Source organism: Cupriavidus sp. 01L45, assembly GCF_056399885.1.
Genome location: NZ_JBFTSG010000026.1, coordinates 91,408 through 108,748 on the forward strand (window position 1 = coordinate 91,408; position 17,341 = coordinate 108,748).

Annotated in this window: 12 protein-coding genes; 7 read left to right on the forward strand and 5 right to left on the reverse strand. The window is 65.1% G+C overall.

Translation table 11 applies throughout. The features are described from left to right. Nucleotides 1-15 precede the first annotated feature (15 nt). Together AC1DT6_RS19045 and AC1DT6_RS19050 are read left to right on the forward strand one after the other, a co-directional pair. On the forward strand, nucleotides 16-3,216 hold the full coding sequence (locus tag AC1DT6_RS19045) for an efflux RND transporter permease subunit (RefSeq protein ID WP_477114810.1): 3,201 nt from the start codon (nucleotides 16-18) through the stop codon (nucleotides 3,214-3,216). A gap of 1 nt (nucleotide 3,217) precedes the next feature. Beyond that, nucleotides 3,218-4,732, forward strand: coding sequence for an efflux transporter outer membrane subunit (locus AC1DT6_RS19050; RefSeq protein WP_477102182.1), 1,515 nt, complete (start codon nucleotides 3,218-3,220; stop codon nucleotides 4,730-4,732). Between the two features lie 18 nt (nucleotides 4,733-4,750). Here the strand turns inward: AC1DT6_RS19050 and AC1DT6_RS19055 are convergent, their stop codons facing one another. The 3 genes from AC1DT6_RS19055 to AC1DT6_RS19065 form a co-directional block, all read right to left on the reverse strand. Beyond that, complete coding sequence (locus AC1DT6_RS19055) at nucleotides 4,751-5,521, reverse strand: class I SAM-dependent methyltransferase (protein ID WP_441636809.1); 771 nt, start codon at nucleotides 5,519-5,521, stop codon at nucleotides 4,751-4,753. 208 nt (nucleotides 5,522-5,729) lie between these two features. Further along, nucleotides 5,730-6,725, reverse strand: a complete 996-nt coding sequence (locus AC1DT6_RS19060; RefSeq protein ID WP_477114811.1) for a hypothetical protein — start codon at nucleotides 6,723-6,725, stop codon at nucleotides 5,730-5,732. A 199-nt stretch (nucleotides 6,726-6,924) separates the two neighbouring features. Beyond that, complete coding sequence (locus tag AC1DT6_RS19065) at nucleotides 6,925-8,061, reverse strand: 4-hydroxyphenylpyruvate dioxygenase family protein (protein WP_441636805.1); 1,137 nt, start codon at nucleotides 8,059-8,061, stop codon at nucleotides 6,925-6,927. A 407-nt stretch (nucleotides 8,062-8,468) separates the two neighbouring features. On the opposite strand from AC1DT6_RS19065, the gene AC1DT6_RS19070 reads away from it, so the two are divergent. Together AC1DT6_RS19070 and AC1DT6_RS19075 are read left to right on the forward strand one after the other, a co-directional pair. Beyond that, entirely contained in the window at nucleotides 8,469-9,302 is an 834-nt protein-coding gene (locus AC1DT6_RS19070; protein ID WP_441636803.1) for a shikimate dehydrogenase family protein, read from the forward strand. Between the two features lie 104 nt (nucleotides 9,303-9,406). Next, nucleotides 9,407-10,756 carry an MFS transporter gene (locus AC1DT6_RS19075; RefSeq protein ID WP_441636801.1) on the forward strand — a complete coding sequence of 450 codons (1,350 nt, stop codon included), beginning with the start codon at nucleotides 9,407-9,409 and terminating at the stop codon, nucleotides 10,754-10,756. Nucleotides 10,757-10,811: 55 nt separating this feature from the next. Here the strand turns inward: AC1DT6_RS19075 and aroQ are convergent, their stop codons facing one another. Together aroQ and AC1DT6_RS19085 are read right to left on the reverse strand one after the other, a co-directional pair. Beyond that, the gene (gene aroQ / locus AC1DT6_RS19080) at nucleotides 10,812-11,264 is read right to left on the reverse strand and encodes a type II 3-dehydroquinate dehydratase (protein ID WP_441637382.1); all 453 of its coding nucleotides are present in this window, start codon (nucleotides 11,262-11,264) and stop codon (nucleotides 10,812-10,814) included. Between the two features lie 70 nt (nucleotides 11,265-11,334). After that, the gene (locus AC1DT6_RS19085) at nucleotides 11,335-11,694 is read right to left on the reverse strand and encodes a Gfo/Idh/MocA family oxidoreductase (protein WP_441637389.1); all 360 of its coding nucleotides are present in this window, start codon (nucleotides 11,692-11,694) and stop codon (nucleotides 11,335-11,337) included. 300 nt (nucleotides 11,695-11,994) lie between these two features. Here AC1DT6_RS19085 and AC1DT6_RS19090 point away from each other — a divergent pair, with 300 nt between their 5' ends. The 3 genes from AC1DT6_RS19090 to AC1DT6_RS19100 all read left to right on the forward strand — a co-directional run. Next, entirely contained in the window at nucleotides 11,995-14,577 is a 2,583-nt protein-coding gene (locus AC1DT6_RS19090; protein ID WP_441637384.1) for a type VI secretion system Vgr family protein, read from the forward strand. A gap of 7 nt (nucleotides 14,578-14,584) precedes the next feature. Beyond that, a complete protein-coding gene (locus tag AC1DT6_RS19095) occupies nucleotides 14,585-16,543 on the forward strand; it encodes a zinc metalloprotease (RefSeq protein ID WP_441637386.1) in 1,959 nt (652 codons plus the stop codon). Between the two features lie 80 nt (nucleotides 16,544-16,623). Then, nucleotides 16,624-17,341: hypothetical protein (locus AC1DT6_RS19100; RefSeq protein WP_477114812.1), on the forward strand; the 718-nt coding region annotated here is incomplete at its 3' end.

Consider the following 17,341-nt stretch of genomic DNA (forward strand, 5'->3'; position numbering starts at 1 on the left):
AAGGGAGCCGCCTTCATGGCAAAGTTCTTTATCGACCGGCCAATCTTTGCGTGGGTGATCGCCATCATCCTGATGCTGGCCGGCCTGGCCTCCACCGCCACGTTGCCGGTTGCCCAGTACCCGACGATTGCCCCGCCCGCCGTCCAGATCAGCGCCACCTATCCCGGCGCTTCCGCAAAAACCGTCGAAGATACCGTCACGCAGGTAATCGAGCAGCAGATGAGCGGTCTCGATCACCTGCTCTACCTGTCCTCCACCAGCGACGACTCCGGCACGGCCACCATCACGCTGACCTTCGCGGYCGGCACCAATCCGGACATTGCGCAGGTCCAGGTACAGAACAAGCTGCAACTCGCGACGCCGCTCTTGCCGCAGGCCGTGCAGCAACTGGGCACCAAGGTCACGAAATCGAGCAGCAGCTTCCTGCTGATCCTCGCCTTTGTGTCGAAGGATGGCAGCATGGGCCGCTACGACCTCGCCAACTACGTGGCATCGAAGGTGCTGGACCCGGTCAGCCGGATCGACGGCGTCGGTACGGTGACGCTGTTCGGCACGCAGTACGCGATGCGCATCTGGCTGGACGCGACCAAGCTGAACAACTACAGCCTGACGCCGATCGACGTCAAGAACGCGGTCGCGGCGCAGAACGTGCAGGTGGCCGGCGGCAGCCTGGGCGGCACGCCGTCGGTGCCGGGACAAATGCTGCAGGCCACCATCACGGAAGCCACGCTGCTGCAAACCCCTGCGCAGTTCGGCAATATCCTGCTGAAAGTGAATACCGACGGCTCGCAGGTGCGCCTGAAGGATGTGGCGCGGATCGATCTTGGCGGCGAGAACTACAACTTCGACACCAAGTACAACGGCCAGCCGACCGCGGCCTTCGGCATCCAGCTCGCCACCGGTGCCAACGCGCTCAGCACAGCAAAGGCGGTACGCGCCAAGATGACCGAGCTGCTGCGGTACGCGCCGCAGGGCGTGGTGGTGGAGTATCCGTACGACATCACGCCGTTCATCACGCTGTCGATCGAGGAAGTGATCAAGACCCTGATCGAAGGCATCGTGCTGGTGTTCCTGGTCATGTACCTGTTCCTGCAGAACCTGCGCGCCACGCTGATCCCGACGATCGCGGTGCCGGTGGTGCTGCTGGGGACGTTCGCGGTGATGTCGGTGGTGGGGTTTTCGATCAACACGCTGTCGATGTTCGGCATGGTACTGGCCATCGGCCTGCTGGTGGACGATGCGATCGTGGTGGTGGAGAACGTCGAGCGGGTCATGGCCGAGGAAGGCCTGTCGCCGCGCGACGCGACGCGCAAGGCCATGGAGCAGATCACCGGCGCGCTGGTCGGCGTGGCCCTGGTGCTGTCGGCGGTGTTCGTGCCGGTGGCGTTCTCCGGCGGCTCGGTGGGCGCGATCTACCGGCAGTTCTCGCTGACCATCGTCGCCGCCATGGTGCTGTCCGTGATGGTCGCGCTGATCCTGACGCCGGCGTTGTGCGCGACCATGCTCGAGCCGATCCCGAAGGGCCATCACGACGAAAAGACCGGCTTCTTCGGCTGGTTCAACCGTACGTTCGCGAAGAGCCAGCAGAAATACCGTGGCGGCGTGGTGCACGTGATCCGGCGCTCCGGCCGCTGGCTGATCATCTACCTGGTGGTGATCCTGATCGTGGGCTTCCTGTTCGTGCGGCTGCCCAAGGCGTTCCTGCCGGAAGAAGACCAGGGCACGATGTTCGTGCTGGTGCAGGCGCCCGTGGGCTCCACGCAGGAGCGCACCGCCAAGGTGCTGCTGGATGTGCAGCAGTACCTGCTGAATAGCGAGAAAGACGCGGTCGAGGCGGTGCTGACGGTGAACGGCTTCAGCTTTGCCGGCCGGGGGCAGAACTCCGGCCTGGTGTTCGTGCGGCTGAAGGACTTCAAGCAGCGCGAGTCCGCGGACCTTAAAGCCCCTGCCCTGGTCAAGCGGATCTTCGGACATTTCGCCGGGTACAAGGACGCCAACGTGTTCCCGTTGAATCCGCCGTCGATCCCGGAACTCGGCACGGCCGCGGGTTTCGACTTCGAGTTGCAGGATCGCGCCGGCCTGGGCCACGAGAAACTGATGCAGGCGCGCAATATGCTGCTCGGCATGGCGGCGCAGGATCCGATGCTCGCGCAGGTCCGCCCGAACGGCCTGAACGACACACCGCAGTTCAAGGTCAACATCGACCGCGAAAAAGCCAATGCGCTCGGTGTCAGCGCCGCGGACATCGACCAGACTTTCTCCGCGGCATGGGCTTCCCTGTACATCAACAACTTCCTCGACACCGACAACCGGATCAAGAAGGTCTACGTGCAGGGAGAGCCGAGATTCCGCATGAATCCCGAGGACCTGAACGCCTGGTACGTGCGCAACGCGTCCGGCGGCATGGTGCCGTTCGCGGCATTCGGTTCGGGGGCCTGGATCTATGGATCTCCCAAGCTGGAACGCTTCAACGGCATTCCGGCGACCGAGATCCAGGGCGCGGCCGCTTCCGGCAAATCCACCGGCCAGGCGATGAACGCCATGGAAGCCATCGCCGCCAAACTGCCGCCCGGCATCGGCTACGAATGGACGGGCCTGTCGTACCAGGAGCGCCAGTCCGGCTCGCAGGCGCCGATCCTCTATGGCATTTCGATCCTGTTCGTGTTCCTGTGCCTGGCCGCGCTGTATGAAAGCTGGTCGATTCCGTTCTCTGTGATCATGGTCGTGCCGCTCGGCGTCCTGGGCGCGCTGCTGGCAGCCACCCTGCGCGGGCTGGAGAACGACGTGTTCTTCCAGGTSGGCCTGCTGACCACGGTGGGCCTGTCGGCCAAGAACGCCATCCTGATCGTGGAATTCGCCCGCGACCTGCGCGACCAGGGCATGAGCACCATCAATGCGGCGGTGGAGGCCTCCCGCCTGCGCCTGCGCCCGATCCTGATGACATCGCTCGCCTTCATCCTTGGCGTGATGCCGCTTGCGCTCAGCAACGGCGCGGGCTCGGGCAGCCAGCATGCGATCGGTACCGGCGTGATCGGCGGGATGCTGACGGCGACCTTCCTGGCCATCTTCATGATCCCGATGTTCTTCGTCGTGATCGGCAAGTTCAGCAAGACCAAGGCAGCGCCGGGGACGCCTCCCCCGCCATCGCCGCCTTCCGGCCAGCCTGACCAGCCGGACAGCAACGGCGACGCCGGCATGCACAGGGAAGGACACTGAGATGCCCAGACTCGCATCGATCACGACCGCCGTGGCCATCCTTGCCGCCGGCTGCACGCTCCAGCCACGCTACGAGCGCCCGGCCGCCCCTGTTGCGCCGGCCTTCCCCGCCGGCGGCGCCTACGGCCAGCAGCCCGCCGCGAGCGGCGCGGAGAGTACCACGGCGGCCGCGCCGGCGACCGATATCGGCTGGCGGGATTTCTTTGCCGATCCGCGTCTTCAGCGCCTGCTCGAGCTGGCGCTGAAGAACAACCGCGACCTGCGCGTGTCGGTACTGAACATAGAAGCGGCGCGGGCGCAGTACCAGATCACGCGCGCGGCGTTGTTTCCCTCGGTCAACGCGGCGGCCTCGGGAACCCGGGCGCGCACGCCGGCGAACCTGACGGTCGCGGGCCGGACCATTGCGGCCGAATATTCGGTCGGCCTCAACGCGTCATGGGAAATCGACTTCTTCGGCCGTATCCGCAGCCTGTCGGACCAGGCGCTCGCGCAGTACCTGTCGCTGGCGGAAAGCCGCAAGGCGGCAGAGCTTGCCCTGTTGTCTTCGGTGGCGAACCAGTATCTCGCCATGCTCGCCTTCGACGATGCGCTCGCCGTCACGCGCGCCACGCTGGTGACGGCCGAGGAGTCGTTGCGCATCACCAGCCTGAAGTTCGATGTCGGGACCGGCTCGGAGCTTGACCTGCGGCAGTCCGAAGGCGTCGTCGAGCAGGCGCGCGCCAACCTGGAAACGGAAGCCCGGCTGCGCGCGCAGGCGGAGAACGGGCTGGTGCTGCTGGTGGGAGAGCCATTGCCGGAGGACCTGCCGCCGGGCCTGCCGCTCAACAGCCAGGCCCTGCTCGCCGATATCCCGGCGGGCCTGCCGTCCGACCTGCTGACGCGGCGCCCCGACATTGCCGCCGCGGAGCAATTACTGCTGGCCGCCAACGCGAACATCGGCGCGGCGCGCGCGGCTTTTTTCCCCCGCGTGACGCTCACGGGCAATGCGGGCACGCTCTCGCCAACGCTCGGCGGCCTGTTCAAGCCCGGTTCCGGCGCGTGGTCATTCGCGCCGCAGATTACCCTGCCGATCTTCCAGGGCGGCCAGAACGTGGCGGCCCTGGACCTGGCGCAGGTACAGAAACGCATCGAGATCGCCAGCTACGAGAAAGCCATCCAGACCGCCTTTCGCGAGGTGTCCGATGGCCTGGCCGCGCGCGGCACCTTCGACAACCAGATCAAGTCACTGGAACGCTTCACCGGCTCGCAGGAGCGCCGGCTGGTGCTGTCGGACCTGCGCTATCGCAACGGGGTGGACAGCTACCTGAGCGTGCTGACCGCGCAAAACGACCTCTACAGCGCGCAGTTGCTGCTGATCAACGCGCGGCTGCAACGGTTGACGAACCTGGTCGATCTCTACCAGTTCCTCGGCGGCGGCTGGATCGAACGAGCGGGTGACACGCCGCGCCCGGCCGACGCGCCGGCCGACTACGGCATGACCGCACCGGCTCCGGCGCCAGGCACGGCTTCCCCGTAGCCCCCCCGCCCGCGCCTGCTACCCCAGCCGCTGGCAGCTATACGCCTCGGTCCGGTAGGGAAACGCCACGCTCGGCTTGCCGGCCAGCGCCGGGCTGCCGTCGATCACGGCCTGCAGCCGTGCGCGCACCGCATCCTGCTGCGCCGGCGGCAGCGAGGCAATGAAACTGACCGACATCACGCGGTCCACGACCACCTGCTGCGCGGGACCGACATGCTCGTAGGGGAAGGCGGACAGGGCTAGTTCGCCGAAGCCTGCCGCCGGAAACACCGCCTTCCAGTCGCCTTTGTAGAAGCGCGGCGCATCGCCCTCGAACGGCGTCATGATGGCGGTGAGCCGCGCCACCCAGTCGACCGATTCGTCGCGTACGTTCCAGACCAGGCCGAGCTTGCCGCCCGGGCGCAGCACGCGGCCGATCTCGGCCATGGCGGCGCTGTTGGCGAACCAGTGGAAGGCTTGCGCGCAGACCACCGCGTCGACGCTGGCGCCGGGCAGCGGGATGGCCTCGGCGGTGCCCTCGAGCGCCTGCACCGAGGGCACCGCGGCGCTGAGCCGCGCACGCATGGCCGCAACCGGCTCGACCGCGATCACGGTGGCGCCGGTAGCCAGCAGCAGGCGGCTGAACTTGCCAGTGCCCGCGCCCAGGTCCAGCACGGTCTTGCCGGCCCGCAGGCCAAGCTCCTGTTCCAGCCAGGCGCCAAGCGCCGGCGGATAGTCGGGGCGGCCACGGGCGTAGGTATCGGCCTGGCTGGAAAAACCCTGGGCGGCGGCGTGATGGATGTCGGTCATGGGTGCGCGATTCTCTGAGTGCGTGGGACGGGCACGCCGGAGCCGGCAAGCGTGCAGGCGCGGCTCGGGAAGTGGCGGCAGCGGGCGGCGCGCGGTCAGGACCGTGGGAGTCTTGCCGTCGCGGCGGCGGCAAGCCGACAAGCTACGCCTTCCGCGCCGCCCCCGCAAGCACCGGTAAGCCCCGGCGGCGCGCCCCGGCCTGGGAGGCTCAGAAAGAGGGAACCGGGTTCTGGCCCTGGCTCACCAGGTACCTGCCGTCCTGGAAACGATAGCGCACCACTGCGTCCAGCGAGCGGCGCCGGGGCTTGGCCGCGCCGCCGGGCACCTTGACCTCCTCGCCCTGGAACGTCAGCGTGAGCTCCCCCGGCGCATCCGTGCCGAGCGCGAAGGCCGGCTTGCCCTCCACCTGGTAGCAGACCTGCTCGCCATCGTCCTGGCTGTCCGTGCCGCGTTCGGCGGGCGCGAGCGGCTTGCCGGCGAGCGCGTCCGCGCACGGTTCCAGCGCACCGCTGTTTTCCGCGCTCATTGCCACGCTGCCCAGCAAGGTCGATATCTGCCCCGGCGCCAGGCGATAGACGGAGGCCCAGCTGCCGCAATAGCCCTGCCAGCAACTGCCCCAGGTCTGGGTCAGCGCGAAATCCGTGGCTGAGATCTTCGTGACGGATGACTGTCCCAGCGAGCCTTCCACGCCGGTGTAGTCATAGCCGTCGACGCGCCGGTCCAGTTGCCAGGCTTCACCGTTGCGCGTGAAAAAATACGCACCCAGCCAGGCGCCCGCGGCGTGGCTATCGTTGCGCGTGCCGCCTTCATCCACGGTCACGCCTTCGGTCAGCATCACGGCGTGGATGTCATCCAGCCGGATTACCTGGATCGGCTTGACGTCGATGGTGTCCTCCACCAGCGGCGCCTCGCCCTTGCCCTTGTACTCCTGGTCCGGCAAACGGGCGCGCACCACGCGGCCCTTGTCGTCGTCGCGCCAGCCGAGAAAGGCGAGCCGGATCAGGGCCTCGCGCTTGAGGCTGTCGGCCTGCGCAACCGCCGCGGAGGCCGGCCTGGCCTCGGCGGACGAGGCGCCGGCCGCCTCGGGCGAGGTGTCGTGCCGGGAGCACGCGGGCAAGCCGAGGCAAAGTGCCAGGGCCGGCGCCAGCATCAGCCGGGCAAGGGTTGGGCATGCCGGAAAGACAGCGGGAGGGCGAAGATTCATGGTGACGGCGAACGCGAGGGCCGCGGCTGCACGGCCTGAAACAAGGGAGGAAAAAGCTGGGACGACACCGGCGCCGCGCTGAGCACGGGATGCCGCGAACCGCACTATCCGCGAGCAGGTCCGTGCCGTCAAGCCAGTGCGGCATCGCCGTTGGCGGCCTGGCGTGGCAGCTGGCACTGCGCGGCCATCCGCAGGCCGGTCAGGCCGGCGACCTGGGCGCGCGGGCCATGGCCGCTTCCAGCGCCGGCAGGTTGCCCTCGCCGAAACCGTGGTAGCCGTCGCGCTGGACGATCTCGAAGAAGAATTCGCCGGCCTCGCGCCGGGCGAAGGCTTGCAGGAAGCGCTCGCGCGTCCCGTCGTCGCGCTGCGCGCCATCCACCAGGATGCCATAGCGCCGCAACGCGGCCAGATCCAGCCCGTGGCCAGGCACGCGCGCATCGACGGTGTCGTAATAGGCTGGTGGCGGCTCGACGAAACGCACGCCGTTGCGCTCCAGCGCGGCCGCGCTGGCCACGAGGTCGTCGGTCGCCAGCGCAATATGCTGGATACCCTCGCCGTGATGGCCGGACAGGTAGTGCTCCATCTGGTCGTGCCGCTGCGTGCCCTTCTCGTAGATCGGGATGCGGATCAGACCGCATGGCGAAAGCAGTACGCGTGAATCGCTGGCGACATGCCAGCCGGCGTTGACTTCGTGGATCTCGCGAAACCCGAGCACGTTGCGGTAGAAATCGAGCCACTCTTCCAGGTGGCCCGGATCGACCGCCTGCGTCAGATGGTCCACGCGGGTGAGGCCGGCTGCGGTGGACGCGGCGGCGTCCGAAGCCGCATGGGCCAGCGAGCGGAAATCGACGTCGTAGATGGAGATGTCGCCTACGTCGCCGGGCCGGCCTTCCTTGCCGCGCCAGCGGTCGATGAAGTAGATGATGGACTGGCCGATGCCCTGGATGGCGGGAATGTTCAGTTCCATGGGCCCCACCGTCCCGCCCTCGAACGGCCATGCGCCCGCATCGATCGCGCGCGCGAAGGCCGTTGCCGCATCGTTCACGCGAATGCCGACCGCACAGATCGACAGGCCGTATTCGGACGCATAGCGGGTGGCGAAGGAATCCGGCTCCGCGTCGACGATGAAGTTCATCTCGCCTTGCCGGAACAGCTTCACGTTCTTGTGCCGGTGCTGGGCAATGGCATGGAAGCCGAACCGCTCGAAGGTACGCCCGAGCGCCACGGGGTCGGGAGACGCGAATTCGATGAACTCATAACCCATGATGCCCAGCGGATTCTCCCAAGGCTGGAAATCGTCGCCGCGCGGGGAAAAAGCGTCTGCCGACAGGCTCATGTCTCTGCTCCTTTATGGAATCCGTGGTGGCTGCGGGTGTGGCGTCACTCATCATAGCAAGGGCCCCGGCTTCGCTCTAGCCCGGCCGCAAGACCCGCGCGCGCCGAACCGGGTGGGCGCGGCGGCAGCCGAAGCGTAGCCGCCGCCCCCGCAGCCAACAATGGCAACAGCCCCGGCCCGCCACATTATTCGTGCACCGGCGAACGATGAACGCACGAAACTGGCGTAAACCCTTATCTCGCCTTGCCGCTCTGTCCGGGTAGGTGGAGCACCGGGGGCAAACCCGAATTTCGACCTATAATCGCGCGCATTCGTCCATCTATCGCGCATTGTGCCGATTGAATCTCTTGGAACAAGCCACTTGAGCCTCTAAGCTTCGGCTATCCACATCGAACCCGGCCTACATCATGATCAACGGCAAGACCACTCTCATCGCCCATATCGGCTACCCCACCGAGTCATTCAAGGCGCCGATGATCTACAACCCGTGGTTCGAACAGCGCGGCATCAATGCCGTGGTGGTGCCCATGGGCCTGAAAGCGGAGGACTTCGCGAGCGGATTCCGCGCGCTGTTCCGGCTGACCAATATCCGCGGCGCGCTGATCACCATGCCGCACAAGGTCACCACCATGGAACTGGTGGACGCGCTCACCCCGACCGCGCGCATCGCCGGCGCCTGCAACGCCGTGCTGCTGCGCGAGGATGGCACCTTGCTGGGCGACCAGTTCGATGGCGCCGGATTCGTGCGCGGCATCCAGCGCAAGGGCTGCCGGCTGGAGGGCGCCAGCGTGCTGGTCTCGGGCTGCGGCGGCGTCGGTTCGGCCATCGCCGCGTCGCTGGCTGCCGCCGGAGTGGCGCGGCTGGGGCTGTTCGACGCGCGCGAAGCCTCCGCGCAAGCGCTGGCGGCACGCCTGCAGTCGCACTATCCGAGCCTGCAGGTCAGCGTGGGCGCCAACGACCCCGCCGGCTACGAAGTGGTGGTCAACGCCACGCCGCTGGGCATGAACGAGACGGATCCCCTGCCCTTCGACGTATCGCGCATCGATCCGCAGGCATGGGTTGGCGAGGTGGTGATGAAATCCGAATACACGCCCTTGCTGCGCGCGGCCATCGCGCGCGGCTGCAAGGTCCAGGTCGGCACCGACATGCTGTTCGAAATGATTCCGGCCTACCTGGAATTCTTCGGCTTCGGCACGGCAACGGCCGATGCGTTACGCGCCGTGGCCAGGATCGCCTATTGAGCGGCGCGCTCGCCGGCCACGCAGCGGGTACGCTGCCGCAAAAGCACAGACGCCATGCCACGGCAAGGGCGCAAGACAGAATGGAAATTCCCGGAGACACCCCCATGACTACGACACATAAGGACCTTGTCACGCCACTCGCCGTGCATGGCACGATTGGCGACAAGATACGCTCGGCCTTCGCCGTCGGGCGCATGCGCTGGGGCATGCTGGCCCTGGTGTTCTTCGCCACCACGCTGAACTACATCGACCGTGCGGCGCTGGGCGTGATGCAGCCGGTACTGGCCAAGGCCATGAACTGGACAGCCCAGGACTACGCCAATATCAACTTCTGGTTCCAGGTTGGCTATGCCGTGGGCTTTGGGGCGCAGGGGCGCTTTATCGACAAGGTCGGCGTGAAGCGCGCGTTCCTGATCGCGGTGCTGCTGTGGAGCGTCGCCGCCGGCGCGCACGGCCTGGCGGTGTCGGCCGTTGGCTTCATGGTTTGCCGCTTCTTCCTGGGCCTGACCGAAGCCGCCAACTATCCCGCCTGCGTCAAGACCACGCGGCTGTGGTTTCCGGCGGGCGAGCGTGCCGTGGCCACGGGCCTGTTCAATGCCGGCACCAACGTCGGGGCCATGGTCGCGCCGGTCATGCTGCCGCTGATCCTCGTGGCCTGGGGCTGGCAGGCCGCCTTCTTCTGCATCGGCGCGCTCGGCCTCATCTGGGTGGTGTTCTGGGTGCGCAACTACTACGATCCCGAGCAGCACCCGCGCGTCAGCCAGGGCGAGCTGCGCTACGTACAGCAAGGCGTGGAACCCGCGCCGCAGAAGGTGCCGTACTCGCGCATCCTGCGCATGCGCGGCACCTGGGCCTTCGCGCTGGCCTACACCATCACGGCCCCCGTATTCTGGTTCTATCTCTACTGGCTGCCGCCGTTTCTCAACCAGCAGTACAACCTCGGCATCAACGTGACGCAGATGGGCATTCCGCTGATCGTCATCTACCTCGCCGCCGATCTCGGCAGCGTTGGCGGCGGCGCGCTGTCGTCGCTGTTGATCGGCCGGGGCATGGCGCCGGTGAAGGCACGGCTGCTGTCGATGCTGCTCTTCGCCGCCTGCATCACCATGATCGTGTTCGCCGCCGGCGCCAGCAGCCTGTGGATGGCGGTGGCCGCGATCTCGATCGCCATTGGCGCGCACCAGGCCTGGACCGCGAACATCTGGAGCATGGTGATGGACTACACGCCCAAGGAAGTCATCAGCTCCGTGTTCGGCTTCGGCGGCATGATGGGCGCCGTCGGCGGCATGTTCATGACCCAGCTCGTCGGCTACGTGCTGACCAGGACGCACAACAACTACTCGGTGCTGTTCACCATGATTCCCTGCGCGTATTTCCTCGCGCTGGCCTGGATGTACTTCATGGCGCCGCGCGCAGTCCCTGGCGCGATCGAGGGCCAGTCCCCCGCTCACTGAAACGCATGACGGCGCGAGGCGCGGCCCGGCGGCTTTCCGCCGGGCCGCGCCGCTTTCATTTAGCCGGCGTGGCTCTCAGCTTCGCGCCAATGAACTGCAGCGCGAGGCCATAGCCCTGCGTGCCGAAGCCTGCCATCACCGCCTCCGCGATATCGGACAGGTAGGAATGGTGGCGGAACGCCTCGCGCTTGTGCACATTCGAGATATGCACCTCCACGAAGGGAATCGCCACGCCGGCGAAGGCGTCGCGGATCGCCACGCTGGTGTGCGTGAACGCGCCGGGATTGATCAGGATGTAGCTGACGCCCTCGGTGCGCGCCGCGTGGATGCGGTCGACGATGGCGCCTTCGTGGTTGCTCTGGAAGCAGTCCAGCGACAAGCCCATTCCGGCGGCCTGCTGCTTCAGGGCCGCCTCGACGTCCGCCAGCGTGGTCGAGCCATAGATCTGCGGCTCGCGCGTGCCCAACAGGTTCAGGTTGGGGCCGTTGATGACGAGTACGGATTGCATGTTGTTTCCTCTTTCCCAGGTGTTCTTGCCGGTCTTCCGATCGGTGCCGCCTTGCTGGCGGATGCACGGCTCAGGCCTCCACCGTCCCGACGATGCAGCCTGTGCGCGCAGCCTCGGCGATGGCCTCGGCGACACGCAGATTCTGCAGCCCATCATGCACGGTGGCAAGAGGCTTCGCCGTGCCGTGGATCACGTCGCAGAAATGCGCGAGCTGCCGTTCGAGCGGGTCCTCGTGCACCAATCCGGCCACGCTGGCCTGGAATGGCTTTAACCATGAGCGGTCTTTGTCGCGCGCGCAGGTCTTGAGTCGCATGGTCTGCACGGCTAGCGATCCGTGCGCACCGGCGATCAGGTAGCAGTCCTCATCCGGATAACTTCTGGCCCTCCTAGAAGCCCGGCACGCAACGCGCAAGGATGGCCGGACATGCACCAGACAGCAGTACCTGACCGCGTCGTTTGCGCGCCACGCAATGTAAGCAATTTGCAAACGCGCTAGCGCGGGTATTGCCTCTTGCGCCAGGCTGGTCGCGCCATCCGAAATGAGCGTGATATCAGCCGTAACTCATTCCGCTTTGCATTTGACTTCGATAGCGAATTCGGACGCGTCCGATTTACTCGCTAAGCGCACCTATTTAGCATCACCCTGAGTCACTGCGCCTGGACTGGCCGAACCGCGTGGCAGCCGCCATGCGCAAGCCACCGAGTTCCAATCTCTCACGGAGTGTTTTGCATGGGTCATCGCTTGCCGTCGTTTTCCTCCCGCACCGTCCGCGTCACCGGTGCGGGCATGCCCACTTTGCTTGGCCAGCCGATGCTGGTGTTCTCCAAGCTGTCTGGCACCGAAAGCATCAACAGCCTGTTCGCCTACGAACTGGAACTCAAGACCCCGGATGCACGCAATGCCCTGTATGGCCCTGCCGCCGAACTGGACATGGAAGCCATGCAGGGGCAGGAACTGACGGTTGAAATTGAACTGGACGGCGCCGGGTCAGGCCCTGAAGGTGGCGTCGGCAAGGGCACGCGCGAAATCACCGGCATCGTCACCGACCTGTACGGCCCCATCTATGAGAACCAGCACGTCGTCTACCGCATGACGCTGCGCCCCTGGCTTTGGCTCGCCACACAGACCACCGATTACAAGTCGTTCCAGAACATGACGGTGATTGAAATCGCCGAGAAAGTGCTGTCGGATTACACCTTCCCGGTCGAGCGGCGCCTGTTCGGCATCGAGTACCCTCGGCGCGAATGTCAGTGGCAGTTCGGTGAAACGGACTACCGGTTTCTCTGTCGCATCCTCAGCGAATTTGGAATCAACTTCCATTGGGAACACGCAGATGGCCATCACCGCATGGTGTTGACCGATGGCAACGGCGCCTTTCGCAAATTCCCCAGCGCCGCCTATCACACGATCAGTTGGTATCCCTCTTCGGATCGCGTGGATAAGGAACACCTGCACGCCTTCGAAATCCACGACCGGCTGGTGTCGGGCAAGTGGACGCACGGCGACTACGACTTCAACCAGCCGCGTGCCGATCTGAACGTCACCAGCAAAGATCCGCGCGACACCAGCCACCCGATGCAGGAACGGTATGTGTGGCCGGGCGACTTCACCCAACCCAAGACCGGCAGCGATGCCTGGCAGGAAGGCGACATGCTCGCACGCATCCGCATGGAAGCGATGCGCCAGCACGGCTACCGGGTGCGGGGCAAGGGCAACGTGCGCGCGATGGTGCCGGGCTGCATGTTCACACTCAAGCGGTTCATGCGGCGCAAGGCGAACCGCGAATTCCTGATCTATGCCGCGCGCCTGTGGATCGAGGACGTGGGGGAAGTCTCCGGCAGCGGCCAGCAATGGCGCTGCGAGGTCGAATTCGAAGCGCAGCCCAGCAATGAGATCTTCCGCCCAGAGCGCGTGGAAAAGCCCAAGGTGGGCGGCTATCACAGCGCCAGGGTCGTCGGCCCCGAGAACCAGGCCATCTGGTGCGATGACGTGGGGCGGGTCCGCGTCCAGTTCCCGTGGGACCGCTATGGCAAAGACGACGCGAACAGTTCCTGCTGGATTCGCGTGGCCGACTATGCCTCGGGCGACCAGTTCGGCAGCACGCACGTGCCGCGCATCGGCCAGGAAGTGCTGGTGGAATTCATGGGAGGCGACCCGGACCTGCCGATCATTGTCGGGCGGGTGAACAACCGCCTGAACCTGCCGCCCTGGAACCTGCCCGGCCAGCATGCCCTATCCGGCTATCGGAGCAAGGAGCTGTTTGGCGAGGGCCGCAACCACACACTCTATGACGATACCCAGGATCAACAACAGGTCCAGGTAGCCTCGGCCTACCAGAACAGCTTGCTGGCGCTGGGCCACAACGTGCGGGTAAAGGACGCCGAGGGGCGCAAGGACAAGCGCGGCGAAGGGTTCGAGTTGCGCACCGATGGCAAGGGCGCCATCCGTTCGGACGGCATGCTGATCACTACCGAGGCCCGGCGCAAGGCAGAGGGCCATGCGTTGGCGATGCGCGAAACGATCCAGCGGCTGGAACAGGCACTGGGCGAAGCGCGCAATGTGCTGGAGGCCAGCATCGCGGCCCTCGCGCAAACCAATGAACAGGAGGATGTAGCCGAGGCCATCGCGGCGCAAAACCAGGTTATCCGGGGCACAGGCGACCCCCTTGGGGAACTGAGCGAACCAATGCTGATAGTGGCAAGCCCGGCAGGCATCGCCAGCACGACCGCCAAGACCACGCACCTGCACAGCGGCGACCACACAGCGCTGACCACCGGCAAGCATCTCTCCCTCTCCAGCGGCGCCAGCATCGTCGGCAGCGCGGGTAAGGGCGTTTCGTTGTGCGGCCACACAGAGGATGTCAAGCTGATCGCGCGCAAGGGCAAATTCATCGCGCAGGCGCAGAACAATGAGATGGAGATGGTGTCGCGCGACACGCTGCGCATCACCAGCACCGAGAAGAAAGTAGAGATCACCGCCGCCGAGGAGATCGTCTTCAACGTAGGCGGCACGTACTACCGCATGACGCCCAGCTCCATCGAAAGCGGCACCAGCGGGTCCTGGGCGGTCCACGCGGGCAGCCGCTTGCTCACCGGCCCCAAGACCCGCACCACGCCCATGCCCAGCTTCGGCAAGGGCTACTCCGGCTTCTACAAGCTGCACTGGGAAGACGCCAACCAGCCAGCGCCCTACCAGCCCTATCGCATCACGCGCGCCGATGGCAGCGTCATCGAAGGCGTAACCAACGCCGATGGCGAAACCGCGCTGCGTCTGGCCGAATTCGGCGAACCCCTGAAAATCGAACTCCTGTAAGGACACCATGGCGACCCATCCTTCCCAGCCCGCCAAGACCGCGGCCCCGCTCCCCACGCTGACACTGAAGCCCGGCGGCGCAGTTTGTCAGGTGGGGCTGCCGCTGCGGCCCCTGCGGATTTACTTCCAGACCTACCCCGGCATGAGCGGCAAAGTGTCCGAGCGCGCACTGGCTGGCATCTTCTACAAGCTGCGCATTCCCGGCCGGCCAGACATCGAGAGCCAGACCGAACCCAACGGCCAGATCCTGCTGCCGGGATTGCGGCCGGGGTTGACCGGAGAACTGGAAATCCTGGGGACAACCATTCACCTGCAACCGCGCGACTACAGCGCCGACGAAGCGACCGACGGCCGGACGACGATGAGCATCCAGGGCGCGAAACGCCGCCTGATGATCCTGGGCTATTACGACAAGCCGTACTGTTATGTACCACCGAACACACGAGTGGAACCCCAGACGCCCAACGACAAGCTGGATCATCTTGAAATCGAGGACGCCATTCTTCGCTTCCAGGTGGACAACGGCCTCATGCCGGACGGGGAAATCGAGCGTCACGAAGTGGGTGCCGATGGCAAGATCGATCCGGGCCGGAAATATGGCTTTCACACCGACATCGCAAGCTCCACCACCAGGCAGTTTCATCCCGATTTCGTGGCCCGGCTGGCGGCAGGCGGCGGCAGCGCCCCGCCGGACACGATGACACCGTGCGCCGTACCGCCACCCCAGCCGGCCAAGGGCAAGCCGCAGCCAGGCAAGTCGCAGCCACTCGCGCGGGAGATCTACGAAGGACACCGCTTCGTGCCGGTGCGCTTCGTGCGCGAGAACTACAACAGATTCGATCCGAAATACCCGGAACTGGATGACCGCGGCTATGTCGATGGCAGGCCCGGCCCGGTGGTCAGCCTGACGAATGGACAGACCATTCAGATCTACCTGCAACGCCTGCACTTGTTCAAGAATGTGCCATTGTCCGTCAAGAGCACGGATGAAAGCGTGGTGACGGTTGGCACGCCATCGGGCGATATCGTGCAACTGACTGGAGTCAACGGCGGTGATAGGGAGAAGCCCAGGAAGGCCACCATTGAGGTTCGCTATAGCAACGCTGGTGGCCCGCTCCTGCATCGCCTCTATGTGGAAGTCTACAACCCTATCTGGGTCGCCGTGGTCGTGCACGCCATGACCATCGGCCAGAAGGACAATCCTGCCATTGCGCCGGTTGGCCCAGGCCTGACCCGTCACGATATCTGGAACCTGTTCGACAAGGTCAACGACATCTGGCGCGCGGCCGGCATCCAATACGAGATCGAAGGCTGGCTCGACGAGAACATCCGGCTCACAAAGGCCGGTGAAATGAATGCTGCCGAGTTCGATGAAATAACCAGCGTCAATCGGCTAAGCGGCAAGCTCAATATGTACCTGGTCCGAACCATGAGCGGGATTGGCATCGGATGGGGGGCCTGCAACACCGCGCTGGTGGTTGGCGAGAAGATGGCTGGCGGCTTCCAACAGGCTGCACCGGAAGTCATACAGGCCATTGCCCACGAAATCGGCCACTACCTCGGCCTCTGGCATCCCGGCACGATCAACGCCAGCGGTGACGATGTAGCGAACCCGCCTACCCGGCCGGAAGACCACGCCATGCAGGATTACTGGTCGCGCCGGAGCCTGATGTACGTTTCCACCGCACTGCAGGCGACGCCCCCGCTTCAAGCCAACGTACGTCAACGCGGACGCTTGAACGATGTGGGGTATGGCAGAACACAGTACCCCAATGGGGGATACGTCGACTGCGGCGGCAAGATGCTGTGTTGCAAAGTCGTGCCGACGATTGTGTCCCGTGCGGACGAATCTGAAATCGCCACAGCGCGCAATATCGCGTTGCTCAACCAATCCAAATCAAAAGGAACCGACACCGCATGGAGCCAAGACATCGACGCCAAACCCGGTCATGGCGTGTTTGCCTGACGCTGCTTTATGGCATTGCCACGGCCATGCCGGCCCTATCCGCTACCGCGCAAACCGCACCCGCTCAGGAGACCCAAGCCATGCCAACCCTGGCCCAACTGATTAACGACAAAAAATGGGACGAGGCCAAGACATACTGCCGCACTTACCGGAACGAGGTCATTCCTGAGATCAAGGCGATTCTCGCCCGACGTTATCCCAATAACCTCATCGCGACCGCCAAGGAAAGTGACACAAAGGATGCCGCTTATGCTTGCCTGAGGCAGATCCGCACACAGGAATCCGCGCTGCTTCTAGCGCAGGGCTTCGGCAATGGCGGCGGATACAACAGCATCTATGGCTTGATCGAAGATCCGCGGCCCGAGGTCTACCCCATTCTCAAGGCAAAACTGCAGCCTCCGGAAGAGGAAGATGACAAGGAGCTCCTGCTGACCATGGCCCAGATATCCGTACCTGTGGAACAACGCGTTGCCGATATCCGACCATACCTGGAAGCGAAATATTATGGCGTGCGTCAGGGTGCTGTTCTCGGACTTGCACTGCTGGATGATCCCGGCAGCATGGAACGCATGGCCTATGTGCTGGGGACAGACCGGCGCCAGCGCAAATGGAATTTCCTTCGTACCTTCTATGACTTCCGCGCCTGGAGAATCCCAAAGTTCGTCCCGGTGCTGATCCCGGTCCTGAACGACCCGCAGCCACTCGAAGACATCGGCGTCCGCCAGTACCTCCCCGGCGGCGTCGAGCAGGCCATGACACCCGAAGAACAGCGCTATTGCCGCGCACGCGACTACGCGC